This window comes from Caulobacter sp. DWR3-1-2, from assembly GCF_049896225.1.
In the GTDB taxonomy this organism is placed as follows: Bacteria; Pseudomonadota; Alphaproteobacteria; order Caulobacterales; family Caulobacteraceae; genus Caulobacter.
This window is the reverse complement of the sequence record NZ_JAFCTW010000007.1, coordinates 26,966-40,000: the sequence shown is the minus strand read 5'-3', so window position 1 is coordinate 40,000 and position 13,035 is coordinate 26,966. Positions and strand designations below refer to the sequence as shown.

At 66.4% G+C, this 13,035-nt stretch carries 8 protein-coding genes, 1 tRNA gene, 2 rRNA genes and 1 pseudogene (1 of these 12 running past the window's edge); 10 read left to right on the top strand and 2 right to left on the bottom strand.

Annotation, left to right across the window (positions count from 1 at the left end):
* From ACP696_RS11825 to ACP696_RS11805, 5 genes and pseudogenes are all read left to right on the top strand, one after another.
* A 23S ribosomal RNA gene (locus ACP696_RS11825) occupies positions 1 to 1,305 on the top strand; it begins 1,484 nt to the left of the window's first position.
* A 104-nt stretch (positions 1,306 to 1,409) separates the two neighbouring features.
* Positions 1,410 to 1,524, top strand: a 5S ribosomal RNA gene (gene rrf / locus ACP696_RS11820).
* A 56-nt stretch (positions 1,525 to 1,580) separates the two neighbouring features.
* Positions 1,581 to 1,657: transfer RNA gene (locus ACP696_RS11815), tRNA-Met, on the top strand.
* 223 nt (positions 1,658 to 1,880) lie between these two features.
* Positions 1,881 to 2,084: pseudogene (locus tag ACP696_RS11810) on the top strand (cold-shock protein); the annotation flags it as partial.
* Between the two features lie 180 nt (positions 2,085 to 2,264).
* Positions 2,265 to 2,462, top strand: a complete 198-nt coding sequence (locus tag ACP696_RS11805; protein WP_026171987.1) for a cold-shock protein — start codon at positions 2,265 to 2,267, stop codon at positions 2,460 to 2,462.
* Positions 2,463 to 2,610: 148 nt separating this feature from the next.
* Here the strand turns inward: ACP696_RS11805 and ACP696_RS11800 are convergent, their stop codons facing one another.
* Positions 2,611 to 4,911 carry an NADP-dependent malic enzyme gene (locus ACP696_RS11800; protein WP_426015231.1) on the bottom strand — a complete coding sequence of 767 codons (2,301 nt, stop codon included), beginning with the start codon at positions 4,909 to 4,911 and terminating at the stop codon, positions 2,611 to 2,613.
* Positions 4,912 to 5,265: 354 nt separating this feature from the next.
* Here ACP696_RS11800 and uraH point away from each other — a divergent pair, with 354 nt between their 5' ends.
* From uraH to guaD, 5 genes are all read left to right on the top strand, one after another.
* Complete coding sequence (gene uraH / locus ACP696_RS11795) at positions 5,266 to 5,613, top strand: hydroxyisourate hydrolase (protein ID WP_426015233.1); 348 nt, start codon at positions 5,266 to 5,268, stop codon at positions 5,611 to 5,613.
* Entirely contained in the window at positions 5,610 to 7,073 is a 1,464-nt protein-coding gene (gene xdhA, locus ACP696_RS11790) for a xanthine dehydrogenase small subunit (protein ID WP_426015235.1), read from the top strand. Before uraH ends, xdhA begins: the two co-directional genes overlap by 4 nt.
* Positions 7,066 to 9,402 (top strand): xanthine dehydrogenase molybdopterin binding subunit, encoded by a 2,337-nt coding sequence (gene xdhB / locus ACP696_RS11785; protein WP_426015236.1) that lies wholly within the window; start codon positions 7,066 to 7,068, stop codon positions 9,400 to 9,402. The genes xdhA and xdhB overlap by 8 nt, the downstream gene beginning before the upstream one ends.
* Positions 9,403 to 9,574: 172 nt before the next feature.
* Positions 9,575 to 10,588: a xanthine dehydrogenase accessory protein XdhC gene (gene xdhC / locus ACP696_RS11780; RefSeq protein ID WP_426015237.1), complete on the top strand. Its 1,014-nt coding sequence runs from the start codon at positions 9,575 to 9,577 to the stop codon at positions 10,586 to 10,588.
* Positions 10,575 to 11,861 carry a guanine deaminase gene (gene guaD, locus ACP696_RS11775; RefSeq protein ID WP_426043825.1) on the top strand — a complete coding sequence of 429 codons (1,287 nt, stop codon included), beginning with the start codon at positions 10,575 to 10,577 and terminating at the stop codon, positions 11,859 to 11,861. Before xdhC ends, guaD begins: the two co-directional genes overlap by 14 nt.
* Positions 11,862 to 12,002: 141 nt before the next feature.
* Here the strand turns inward: guaD and ACP696_RS11770 are convergent, their stop codons facing one another.
* Entirely contained in the window at positions 12,003 to 12,959 is a 957-nt protein-coding gene (locus tag ACP696_RS11770; protein WP_426043824.1) for a nucleoside hydrolase, read from the bottom strand.
* Between the last annotated feature and the right edge of the window lie 76 nt (positions 12,960 to 13,035).

Genomic DNA, 13,035 nt, shown 5'->3' with positions numbered 1-13,035 from the left:
CTCCGGGCAGTGAACAGGTCCCTGGAAATAACTCCAACGGAGACCGTACCCGAAACCGACACAGGTGGGCAGGTAGAGTATACCAAGGCGCTTGAGAGAACCATGCTGAAGGAACTCGGCAAATTGCACGCGTAACTTCGGGATAAGCGTGACTCTGCTTTGGGCAACCAGAGTAGAGTGGCACAGGCCAGGGGGTAGCGACTGTTTATCAAAAACACAGGGCTCTGCGAAGCCGCAAGGCGACGTATAGGGTCTGACGCCTGCCCGGTGCCGGAAGGTTAAAAGGAGTGGTGCAAGCTGCGAATTGAAGCCCCGGTAAACGGCGGCCGTAACTATAACGGTCCTAAGGTAGCGAAATTCCTTGTCGGGTAAGTTCCGACCTGCACGAATGGCGTAACGACTTCCCCACTGTCTCCAGCATGGGCTCAGCGAAATTGAATTCCCCGTGAAGATGCGGGGTTCCCGCGGTCAGACGGAAAGACCCTATGAACCTTTACTGCAGCTTCGCCTTGGCGTTAGCAACAACATGTGTAGGATAGGTGGGAGGCTATGAAACTTGGGCGCCAGTCCGAGTGGAGCCATCCTTGAAATACCACCCTTATTGTTGTTGACGTCTAACCGCGGCCCGTTATCCGGGTCCGGGACATGGCGTGGCGGGCAGTTTGACTGGGGCGGTCGCCTCCCAAAGTGTAACGGAGGCGCGCGATGGTGGGCTCAGACCGGTCGGAAATCGGTCGTCGAGTGCAATGGCATAAGCCCGCCTGACTGCGAGACTGACAAGTCGAGCAGAGACGAAAGTCGGCCATAGTGATCCGGTGGTCCTGCGTGGAAGGGCCATCGCTCAACGAATAAAAGGTACTCTAGGGATAACAGGCTGATTTTGCCCAAGAGTCCATATCGACGGCAAAGTTTGGCACCTCGATGTCGGCTCATCACATCCTGGGGCTGGAGCAGGTCCCAAGGGTTCGGCTGTTCGCCGATTAAAGTGGTACGTGAGCTGGGTTCAGAACGTCGTGAGACAGTTTGGTCCCTATCTGCCGTGGGTGTACGAGACTTGAGAGGATCTGTCCCTAGTACGAGAGGACCGGGATGGACACACCTCTGGTGGACCTGTCATGGCGCCAGCTGTGCAGCAGGGTAGCTAAGTGTGGAATAGATAACCGCTGAAAGCATCTAAGCGGGAAACTAACCTCAAAACAAGGTCTCGCTGAGAGCCGTGGTAGACCACCACGTTGATAGGCCAGGTGTGGAAGCGCCGCGAGGCGTGTAGCTTACTGGTACTAATAGCTCGATCGGCTTGATCGTTCTTCAGCCAAACCTATGCAAATGCGCAATGCGCTCAGACATATGATGTCTTCTTCAACAACATCACTCCAAAACAGGGAGTGATCATGCATCCTTTTTGCTGACCTGGTGGCTATGCCGGGGGTTCCCCACCCGATCCCATTCCGAACTCGGTCGTTAAGTCCCCCAGGGCCAATGGTACTTCGTCTCAAGGCGCGGGAGAGTAGGTCGTCGCCAGGTCCGCTAAAAGGATGCACAAAAGTCCATAACCCTACCCAAACGATAATCACCTCTGCCGCGGGGTGGAGCAGCCCGGTAGCTCGTCAGGCTCATAACCTGAAGGTCACAGGTTCAAATCCTGTCCCCGCACCCAAGATCTCTTCAAAACCAAGTTTTGGTAGTGGCTCTTATGCCACCCAAAGTGGCGTTTGGGCCGCAGCGGACCCGTGTCACGCGAAAATTTATCGCCAAGACCCGCTCGCGCCCGTGGTTCTGCAGTCAAACCCCGTAGCGCGTTCCACGGTTTTGCGTCATGAGAGCAGGATGGAAGGACGCGGGTCGGCAACTGGCCCGCCCACGAAGGTTTTGAGGATAAGATGGCGAACGGTGTCGTTAAGTGGTTCAACCCGGCCAAGGGCTTCGGTTTCATCCAGCCGGAAAACGGCGGTGAAGACGTTTTCGTCCATATTGCAGCGGTTGAGCGCTCGGGCCTGGCGGGCCTGAACGAAGGCGACCAGGTCGCCTACGAAATGGAAGAGGATCGCCGTTCGGGCAAGACCTCGGCCGGCAATTTGCGCGTGACGGGCCAGGGCGCGGCGCCTTCGGCCCCGCGTCGTCCCGCGGCGCGCGGCTTTGACAGCCCGCGTGGCGGTTATGACGCGCCCCGCGGCGGCGGCGGTTACGACGCCCCGCGTGGTGGCGGCGTTGGCGTTGGCGGTGGCGGTGGCGGTGGCGGCGCCTCGGGCGAAGCCGGAACCGGTGTGGTGAAGTGGTTCAACAGCACCAAGGGCTTTGGCTTCATCCAGCCCGACAATGGCGGCGGCGACATCTTCGTGCACATTTCCGCCGTTGAACGTGCTGGTCTGCGCGGTCTGAACGAGGGCCAGCAAGTCGGTTACGAACTGGAACAGGATCGCCGCTCGGGCAAGACCTCGGCCGGCAACCTGCGCATCCTCTAAGGGCTCAGATCTCCGCCGGACGCGGAGCGTTTGGACGGTCTTTTGCCCTTGCATTTAGGCCCCGCAGGAACCCCTCCTCCGTCTCAACGACGGCGGAGGGGTTCCTGCGGGGCCTTTTTTCGCGTCCGGGGCCGGCCGGAGAGGCGGCCTAGACCAACCCCTGCTCACGCTCGGCTGCGGCCTGGTTCACCGCCAGGGCAGTCATGTTGACGATCCCGCGCGCCGTGACGCTGGGCGTCAGCACGTGCAGCGGGCGGCTCATGCCCAGCAGCACGGGGCCGACCAGTAGGCCCTCGGTCGCGGCGCTAAGCAAGGTCAGGGCGATATTGGCGGCGTCCAAGGTCGGCATGATCAGCAGATTGGCCGAACCTTTCAGCTGGCTGTCATGCACGAGGCGATCACGCAGGGCCTGGGACAGGGCGGCGTCGGCGTGCATCTCGCCGTCGACCTCAAGCTCGGGGGCCTGTGCGCGGACGATGGCCAGCGCGTCGCGCATCTTGCGGGCGGTCGGCGAGTTGCTGGCCCCAAAGCTGGAGTGCGACAACAGGGCCGCCTTCGGCGTCAAGCCAAAGCGGCGAACGGACTCGGCGGCCAGCAGCGTCATCTCGGCCACCTGTTCGGCGGTCGGATCGACATTGACATGGGTGTCGCAGAAGAACAGCGTGCCGTTGTCGATGATCAGGGCGGATAGCGCATAGATCCGGCCGACCGTCTCGCGCTTGGGAATGATCGGCAGCACATAGGTCATGTGCTGCCACCAGTCGCCGGCCCCACCCACCAGGGCGGCGTCGACATGGCCGGCCTGCAGCAGCATGGAGGCCGAAACCGTCCGGCGGTTGGTCACCCGGCGCTGGGCGGCGAGGGGCGGCACGCCGCGCCGGCTGACCAGACTCTGATAGCGATCGACCAGGGGCGCGAAGAGCTCGGTGTCGGCCGCCGGGTCGAGGATCTCGACCGCACCGTCAAAGTTCATGCGCAGGCCCATCTCGGTGGCCTTGGCGATGATGGTCTCGCGCTTGCCGATCAGCACCGGCTTGGCCAGGCCCTCGTCGAGCACGGTCTGGACGGCGCGCAGCACGCGCTCGTCCTCGCCCTCGGCATAGGCCACGCGCACCGTCTGGCCCTTGGTCGCCTTGCGAGCCCGCTCGAACAGCGGCCGCATCAGTTGGCCGGAGCGATAGACGAACAGCTCCAGCTCCTGCCGATAGGCGTCGAAGTCGGCGATCGGCCGGGTGGCGACGCCGCTGTCCATGGCAGCCCGGGCCACGGCCGGGGCGATCTGCAGGATCAGCCGGGGGTCAAACGGCTTGGGAATGATGTACTGGGCGCCGAACATCGGGGCGACGCCGCCATAGGCGCTGGCCACCACCTCGGAGGCCTCGGCCCGGGCGAGTTCGGCGATGGCCTCGACGGCCGCCACCTTCATGGCCTCGTTGATCTCGCTGGCGCCGACGTCTAGTGCGCCCCGAAAGATGAACGGGAAGCACAGGACGTTGTTGACCTGATTGGGATAGTCGCTGCGGCCGGTGGCGACGATGGCGTCGGGCCGGGCGGCCGCGACCAGCTCAGGCAGGATTTCCGGCTCGGGATTGGCCATGGCCAGGATCAGCGGATTGGGCGCCAGCAGCGGCAGCCATTCGGCCTTGAACACGCGAGGGGCCGACAGGCCCAGGAAGATGTCGGCGCCGGCCAACACTTCAGAGAGGGTGCGGGCGTCGGTCTGGCGGGCATAGCGGGCCATGTTGTCGAGCATGTCGGCGTCGCGGCCGGCATAGACCACGCCCTTGATGTCGGTCAGAGTCACGTTCTCGACCGGCAGGCCCATCGAGACCAGCAGGTCCACGCAGGCCAGGGCGGCGGCGCCGGCTCCCGAGGTCACCAGCTTGACGTCCTTGAGGGTCTTGCCCTGCACGACCAGGGCGTTGCGAACAGCGGCGGCGCAGACGATGGCGGTGCCGTGCTGGTCGTCGTGGAAGACCGGGATGTTCATCCGTTCACGCAGTTTGCGCTCGATGATGAAACATTCGGGGGCCTTGATGTCCTCCAGATTGATGCCGCCGAAGGTGGGCTCCAGGGCGGCGACCACCTCAATGAACTTGTCTGGATCCTCGGCGTCGACCTCGAGGTCGAAGACGTCGATGCCGGCGAACTTCTTGAACAGGACGGCCTTGCCTTCCATCACCGGCTTGCTGGCCAGCGGGCCGATATTGCCCAGGCCCAGCACGGCGGTGCCGTTGGAGATCACGGCTACCAGATTGCCTCGGGCGGTGTAGTCGCGCGCCAGATCGGGATTGGCGGCGATCGCCTCGCAGGGGGCGGCGACGCCGGGCGAATAGGCCAGGCCCAGGTCGCGCTGCGTGGCCATGCGCTTGGTGGCTTCGATGGCCAGTTTCCCGGGCCGTGGCAGACGGTGATAATCCAGGGCTGCTTTACGGAAGTCCTCGTCCATCGGTCGTTCCTCGGTGACTGCGCAGGCAAAGCGGCGCGGATCGTCTTGGCGCGATCCGTCACAGGTCTAGCTACCGGTGTTGGTCCGGTATTTCCAACCTTACAGGGCGTATGCTGGCGTTTTTTGGGCGTCACGACGGATCTGAAGCGATCAACCGTGGCTCAATAAGTAATAAAAGACTTATATAATGCTCAGGCGGCAGGCGTTGAGCGCCGGCGGGCGAGGCGGTTGCGACCGTCGCGTCGATGGCGGACACGGCGGGCTGGACTTGTGGGCGAGGCGGTTTCAGCATCGTTCCGTGTCCCGAAAGTCTAGACTGGCGCACCGAAACGCCGAGCAAGGAACGACGAAAGCATGAGCGGCCTGACCACCCATATCCTCGACACGGCGGCCGGCCGCCCGGCGGCGGGCGTCGTTGTACGGGTTTCCGCCCATCGCGGCGGCGCGCTCGCGCTTTTGGGCGAAACGCGGACCGACGCCGACGGTCGCGCGCGGCTGGTCGAAGGCGCGGACCTGGTGGCCGGCGGCTATCGGCTAGAATTCTCGGCGGGTGACTATTTCAAGGCCTCGGGCGCGACGGTCAGCGATCCGCCCTTCCTCGACGTGGTGATCATCGATTTCAACGTCGCCGACCCGGAGCAGCACCACCATGTGCCGCTGCTGGTCTCGCCGTTCGCCTATTCGACCTATCGGGGCAGTTGATGGACGCGGTGCGTTTCCTGCTGAACGGCGAGGTGGTCGAGGCCCGGGGCGTCGATCCCACCCGCACGCTGCTGGAGCACCTGCGCGGCGACCTGCGGCGAACCGGAACCAAGGAAGGCTGCGCCGAGGGCGACTGCGGGTCTTGCACCGTGCTGGTCGGCGAGCTTGACGGGCAGGGTGGGACCGCTTGGCGGGCGGTCAACAGCTGTATCCAGTTCGTGCCGATGCTGGACGGCAAGGCGGTGATCACCGTCGAGGGCCTTTCGGGGCAAAACGGGGCCAAGGACCAGCCGCATCCGGTGCAGGCCGCGCTGGTCGAGCATCACGGCTCGCAATGCGGGTTCTGTACGCCGGGCATCGTCATGTCGCTGTATGCCCGCGCCATCGCGGCCCAGGGGGCGGGCGCGCCGATCGAGGAGGTGCTGGCCGGCAATCTATGTCGCTGCACCGGCTATGGCGCTATCCTCGCGGCGGCCGAGGCGATCCCGTCCGAGGCCGCGCCGGACGTCGCCACGGCGCTGGCTCCATTGCAGCGCACGGCGATGCTGGGCCTGGAACACGACGACGCCATCGCGGGGTTCACCCGCCGCTGGTTCGCGCCGCGCTCGCTGGCCGAGTTGGCGGCGACCTACGCCGAGCATCCCCAAGCCGTAATCGTGGCGGGGGCCACCGACATCGGTTTGTGGGTGACCAAGCTGCGCAGGCCCCTGGCCGTTCTGATCGATATCGGCCGAGTGGCGGAGCTGAAGACCCTGACGCGCGAGGGGAGAAGCCTGCGCATCGGGGCGGGCGTGCGCTATGTCGAGGCGCTGGAGGCGCTCAGCGTGCTCTATCCAGACCTGGGCGCCGTGATGCGGCGGCTGGGTTCGACCCAGGTGCGCAACAGCGGCACGATCGGCGGCAATATCGCCAACGGCTCGCCGATCGGCGACATGCCGCCGGCCCTGATCGCGGCCGGGGCCCAGTTGGTGCTACGCCAGGGCGAGACCCAGCGCACCCTGCCACTGGAAGACTTCTTCATCACTTACGGAAAACAGGACCGGCGGGCCGGCGAGTTCGTCGAGGCGGTGCTCGTGCCGCCGCCGCCGCCGGGCGCGCTGTTCAAGGTGTTCAAGCTGTCCAAGCGCTTCGACCAGGACATCTCGGCGGTGTGCGGGGCATTCAACATAAAGGTCGAGAACGAGATCGTTCTTGGCGCCCGTATCGCCTTTGGTGGCATGGCCGGTACGCCAGGGCGAGCCAGCGCCTGCGAGGCGGCCTTGGTGGGCCAGGCCTGGAACGCCGCGACGATCGACGCCGCCGTCGCCGCCTTGGCCGAGGACTTCACGCCTCTGACCGACGTCCGCGCCTCGGCGGCCTATCGCGCCCTGGCGGCGGGCAACATGCTGCGCAAGGTCTTCATAGAGTCCGACCGGCCCGGCGTAGCTACCCGTGTGCCGCTGGCCGCCACCCATGGCTGACTCCAGCGCCACGGTCATCGAGCCCGTCGTCTTTCAGGGCGTTCACGCCTCGCTGCCCCACGACAGCGCCCTGCGCCATGTCAATGGCGCGGCGATCTATGTCGATGACATTCCCGAACCGGCCGGCATGCTCCACGTCCATCTGGGCATGAGCGCCAAGGCCCATGCGCGGATCGTGTCGATGGATCTTGACGCCGCCCGCGCGAGCCCTGGCGTCGTCGTCGTGCTGACCGCCGCCGACATCCCTGGCGAGAACGACGTCAGCCCGGTGATCCACGACGACAAGCTGTTCGCCGACAGCGAGGTGGTCTGCGTCGGCCAGAGCCTGTTCGCCGTGGCCGCCACCTCGATCGCCGCAGCCCGCGCCGCCTCCGCCAAGGCCGTGGTGGTCTATGAGGATTTGCCGGCCGCCATCACCATCGCCCAGGCCCGCGACCTCGATCTGAAGATCGAGAAATCCCAACGCATGGCGCGCGGCGACGCTGCCGCCGCCTTGGCCACATCCCCCCGGCGTCTGCAAGGCAAGTTCGCGATCGGCGGCCAGGATCACTTCTACCTCGAGGGCCAGGTCGCCTTGGCCACGCCGGGCGAGGGCGGCGACGTCCATGTCTGGTCGTCCACCCAGCATCCCAGTGAGGTGCAGCACCTGGTCGCCCGCGTGCTCGACGTGCCCCACACCTCGGTGACCATCGAGGTTCGCCGGATGGGTGGCGGGTTCGGCGGCAAGGAGACCCAGGCCTCGCTGTTCGCGGCTGCGGCCGCCCTGGTGGCGGTCAAGACCGGTCGCGCCGCCAAGGCCCGCCCCGACCGCGACGAGGACATGGTCATGACCGGCAAGCGGCATGACTTCGAGATCGCCTATGACGTCGGCTTCGACGACGAAGGACGGCTGACGGGCCTGTCGCTTGAACTGGCGTCGCGCTGCGGTTCGACCACCGACCTGTCGATGGCCATCAACGACCGGGCGATGTTCCACGCCGACAACTGCTACTTCTTGCCGGCCGTCGAGATCGTCTCGCATCGCTTCAAGACCCACACGGTGTCAAATACCGCCTTTCGGGGGTTCGGCGGTCCGCAGGGCATGGCGGCGATCGAGCGGGTGATGGACGCCGTCGCCCAGGCCACGGGGCTGGACCCGCTGCTGGTGCGCCAGCGCAATCTCTATGGCGAGGGGCGCGATCTGACGCCCTATCACCAGGTGGTAGAGGACAATGTCGCACCGCAACTGCTCTCCGAGCTGGCGAGGTCCTGCGACTACGAGGCCCGCCAGGCCGCGATCGAGGTGTTCAATGCGGGCAGCCCGGTGCTGAAGAAGGGGCTGGCCCTGACGCCGGTGAAGTTCGGCATCTCATTCACCACCACCCATCTGAACCAGGCCGGGGCGCTGATCCACCTCTATGCCGACGGCTCGATCCTGCTGAATCACGGCGGCACGGAGATGGGGCAGGGCCTGTTCGTCAAGGTGGCCCAGATCGTGGCGGAGGCCTTCAAGGTCGATATCGGCCATGTGAAGGTGACCTCGACGGTCACCGACAAGGTGCCCAACACCTCGGCCACCGCCGCCTCTTCGGGCACGGACCTCAACGGCATGGCGGCGCTCAATGCGGCCAACACGATCAAGGCGCGCCTGGTTGAGTTCGCCGCCGGGAAGTGGGGCTGCGACGAAACCGAGGTCGTGTTCACGCCCGTGGGCCTGCGGGCCGGCGCCGAGCTGATCCCGTTCGACGTACTTTGCCGCCAGGCGCATCTGGGCCGGGTGTCGCTGTCGGCCACCGGCTTCTACGCCACGCCGAAGATCCACTATGACCGCGCCACCCACACCGGCCGGCCGTTCTATTATTTCGCCTATGGCGCAGCCTGCAGCGAGGTGCTGATCGACACCCTGACCGGCGAGATGAAGGTCACCCGCGCCGACATCCTGCACGACGCCGGCCGCTCGCTGAACCCGGCCATCGACCTGGGCCAGATCGAGGGCGGCTTCATCCAGGGCATGGGCTGGCTGACCACCGAGGAACTGGTGTTCTCGGACGACGGCCGCCTGCTGACCCATGCGCCGTCGACCTACAAGATCCCGACCTGCGGTGATCGCCCTGCGGTGCTGAACGTGGCGCTATGGGAGGCGGGTCGCAATGTCGAGGAGACGGTGCACCGCTCCAAGGCCGTGGGCGAGCCGCCGCTGATGTTGGCCCTCTCCGTGCTGAGCGCGGTGAGCCGGGCGGTGGCGTCGGTGGCGGATCACAAGGTGTTCCCCGACTTGGACGCGCCCGCCACGCCAGAGCGGATCCTGATGGCGGTCGAGGATGTGAAGCGGCGGGCCGCGTCATGCTGACCCTCTCCCGGAGGGACAGGGAGGGGCCCGCGCTCGAAGAGCGTGGGAGGGTGAGGGGTTACACCCTCACCGATTTCACACCCGCGCCCTGCCGGCACGCCGTCAGACGTCGTAACCCCTCACCCTCCCACGCTTCGCGCGGACCCCTCCCTCTCCCTTTGGGAGAGGGTCAATGAGCAATTGGGCTCGCCAATCCCTCGCCCGCCTCGACCTCGGCGAGCCCGTCGCCCTGGTCACCATCCTGGCCACCGAGGGCTCGGCACCGCGCGACGCCGGGACCAAGATGGTGGTCTGGGCGGGCGGCCAGGCCGGCACCATCGGCGGCGGCAATCTGGAGCACCAGGTCGCCGACCAGGCGCGACGGATGCTGCTGAGCCCGGTGCACTTCGCCTTACAGGATTACCCCCTTGGTCCGCTTCTGGCCCAGTGCTGCGGCGGCCGCGTGCGCCTGCTGATCGAGCGTCTCGACAACACCGCCGTCGACTGGCTGACCGACGCGGCGCGCCGGCTGGACGCCGACCAGCCCTTTGAGGTTCGCACCCGCTTCAACTCCGGCGCCCTCGCCAAGACCGTCGCGCCCGTCACCGCCTCGAGCCGCGTAGGCGCGGCGATCACCCTGGCGGGCCAGCCGGCGACGGCGCGAGGCGCGCGGCCGACCCTGGGTGACGTGCTGGTCGAGCCTCAGGACCTGCCGCGCCCCCCGGTGTTGCTGTTTGGCGCCGGCCATGTCGGCCAGGCGGTCGCCCGGGCGCTGGAGCCGCTGCCGTTCCGCCTGTCCTGGTACGACACCCGCCCCGAGACGGCCGGCATCTCCGGCGTGACGGTCGGGACGGTGGCCCAGCTGGCCGCCGCCACCCTGGGCGCGGGCCGCGACGGCTACATCCTGATCATGACCCACGACCACAGTCTGGACTACGCCTTGACCTCGGCCGCCTTGGCCGGTGGGGCGTTCGGCTATCTGGGCCTGATCGGCTCGGACACCAAGCGGGCGCGGTTCCTCAGCCGGCTGCGCAAGGACGGTTTTGACGACGCGTCGGTGGCCCGCATGACCTGCCCGATCGGCCTGCCGCATCTGAAGAACAAGGCGCCCGAAGTCATCGCCGTCTCGGTGGTCGCCGATCTGCTGATGCGGCTCGAGGCCGCCCGCCGCGAACGCACAAGGGATATGCAGCTTGCAAGCCTATAGGGCGTCGATCTTCCAGCTGGAAGACGACCCGACCACCACGGACGTAGAGGCGCACGCCTTCCACGAGGACGGCCTGCTGCTGGTCGAGGACGGCCGCGTGGTGGCCTGCGGCGACTACGCCAAGCTGGCCGACGAGCTGGGCGACACGCCGGTTGAAGACTTGACCGGCAAGCTGATCGTCCCAGGCTTCGTCGACACCCATATCCATTTCCCGCAGGTCGACGTGATCGCCGCCCATGGCGAGCAACTGCTTGACTGGCTGGAACGCCACACCTTCCCCGCCGAGGCCGCCTTCGCCGATCCCGTCCATGCCGAGGAGACCGCCGAGTTCTTCCTCGAGGAACTGCTGCGCAACGGCACGACCAGCGCCCTGGTCTTTGGCTCGGTGCACAAGGGCTCGGTCGAGGCGCTGTTCGCCGCGGCCCTGAAGCGCGGCATGCGGATCATCGCCGGCAAGGCGCTGATGGACCGCAATGCCCCGCCCGGCCTGACCGACACGGTCGAGAGCAGCCGGCGCGACATGCAGGACCTGATCGCCAATTGGCATGGCAAGGGCCGGCTGGGCTACGCCGTGACCCCGCGCTTCGCCATCAGCTGCAGTGATGCGCAACTGGCCATGGCCGGCCAAGTACTGGCCGAGCACCCGACGGTCTGGATGCAGACCCATCTGTCGGAAAATATCCGCGAGATCGTCGATACCGCGAAACTCTTCCCCGAGGCCAAGGACTATCTCGACGTCTACGACCGCTTCGGCCTGATCGGCGGACGCTCGGTCTTCGCCCACTGCGTCCATCTGCAGGGCGAGGCGTTTCAGCGGCTGGCGGCCGCAGGGTCGTCGGTGGCCTTCTGCCCGACCTCCAACCTGTTCCTGGGCTCGGGCCTGTTTCCCCTGGCCACCGCCTGCGCCCATGGGGTGAAGGTCGGGATCGGAACAGACGTGGGGGCGGGCACGACCTTCTCGATCCTCCGCACCCTGGGCGAGGCCTACAAGGTGGGCCAGCTGCGCGGCGAGGCGTTGGACCCGTTCCACGCCTTCTACCTGGCGACCCTGGGCGGCGCGCGGGCCCTGGGGCTGGAGAGCGAGATCGGCAGCCTGGAGCCCGGCAAGATGGCTGACTTCCTGGTGCTGGACCTGGCGGCGACGCTGCTGCTGGCGCGGCGGATGCCGGCGGCGAAGTCGCTGGAGGAAAGGTTGTTCGCGCTGACGGTGCTGGGGGACGACAGGGTTGTGGAGCGGACCTATGTGGCGGGGGTGGAGCGGCATCGGCGCTAATTCCTCCCCCTGTGGGGGAGGTGTCGGCGCAGCCGACGGAGGGGGGCGTGATAGGCCGCCAAACCTGTGATCAACAGCCCTAAATCCCCCCACCGATCGCTGCGCGATCGCCTGCCCCACAGGGGGAGGCTTGGGTAAGCCTCAGGCCCTCATCGTTTCCGCATACAACCTCAGCAGCCCTTCGGCCCTCACTCCCACCGTGATCGCCTGGATCGGCTGGTCGTCCCAAGCCGACGGCCCAAACAGCTCCCCCTCCACCTTCTGCAAGGTCTGCCCCAGCGCGATCCCGTCGGTGATCACCCGGATAGACCCGCGGCGAACCTCGAACATCGACGGATCGATCACGAACGCCACTGCGGCGGCGTCATGCACGCAGCACCCGATGATCCCGTCGCGGCCGCCATAGAACGCCGCATAGGGCTTTGAAATGGCGTGGAGGAACGCGCCTGCCGGACCGGCGGACGCTTCCAGCCCCTCCATGAAGCTGGGGGTCATCACCACCTGGCTGGTGACGTCCAGGCTGACGGCGGTGACGAACCAAGGGGCGGTGAACACCAGGTCGGCCGCCTCGGGATCGTTCCAGATATTGGCCTCGGCCACCGGCGTGACATTGCCCGGCTTGCCGGCCACCGCGAAGGCGCCGCCCATGATCACCACGGCCTTCAGCAAGGTCGCGACCTCCGGGTCGGCCCGCAGGGCCAGGGCGAGATTGGTCAGCGGACCGACCGCGACCAGCGTGATCTGGCCGGGGTGCACGCGGGCCAGGTCGATGATCGCCTGATAGGCCGGCTTGGCCTCGGGCTCGCCAGGAACCAGGCCCGTCAGCTCGACGTCGCCCAGGCCGTTCTCGCCGTGCACGAAGGTGGGCGAGGGATTGCGCGGCCGGATCAGCGGCTTGTCCGCGCCCTTGTAGACCGGCGCCTTCAAGCCGAAGCGGTCCTTCAGATACAGCGCGTTGCGGGTGGTGGTGTCGATGTCGGCGTTGCCGAACACCGTGGTCACCGCCAGCAGGTCGAGCGCCGGGCTGGCCTCGATGAACAGCAGGGCCATGGCGTCGTCGATGCCGGGATCGGTGTCGAAGATAATCTTGGTCGTCATTCGAAGGACTTAACTCATCGCGGGACAAGGGGGAGACCCCTCAAACGAACCATGCTCCCGGCGCGAACCGGGAGCA

Coding starts and splice junctions, on each gene's coding strand:
- ACP696_RS11800 (WP_426015231.1), bottom strand. CDS start 4,911: ATGGACGAGGACTTCCGTAAAGCAGCCCTGGATTATCACCGTCTGCCA.
- uraH (WP_426015233.1), top strand. CDS start 5,266: ATGAGCGGCCTGACCACCCATATCCTCGACACGGCGGCCGGCCGCCCG.
- xdhB (WP_426015236.1), top strand. CDS start 7,066: ATGGCTGACTCCAGCGCCACGGTCATCGAGCCCGTCGTCTTTCAGGGC.
- xdhC (WP_426015237.1), top strand. CDS start 9,575: ATGAGCAATTGGGCTCGCCAATCCCTCGCCCGCCTCGACCTCGGCGAG.
- ACP696_RS11770 (WP_426043824.1), bottom strand. CDS start 12,959: ATGACGACCAAGATTATCTTCGACACCGATCCCGGCATCGACGACGCC.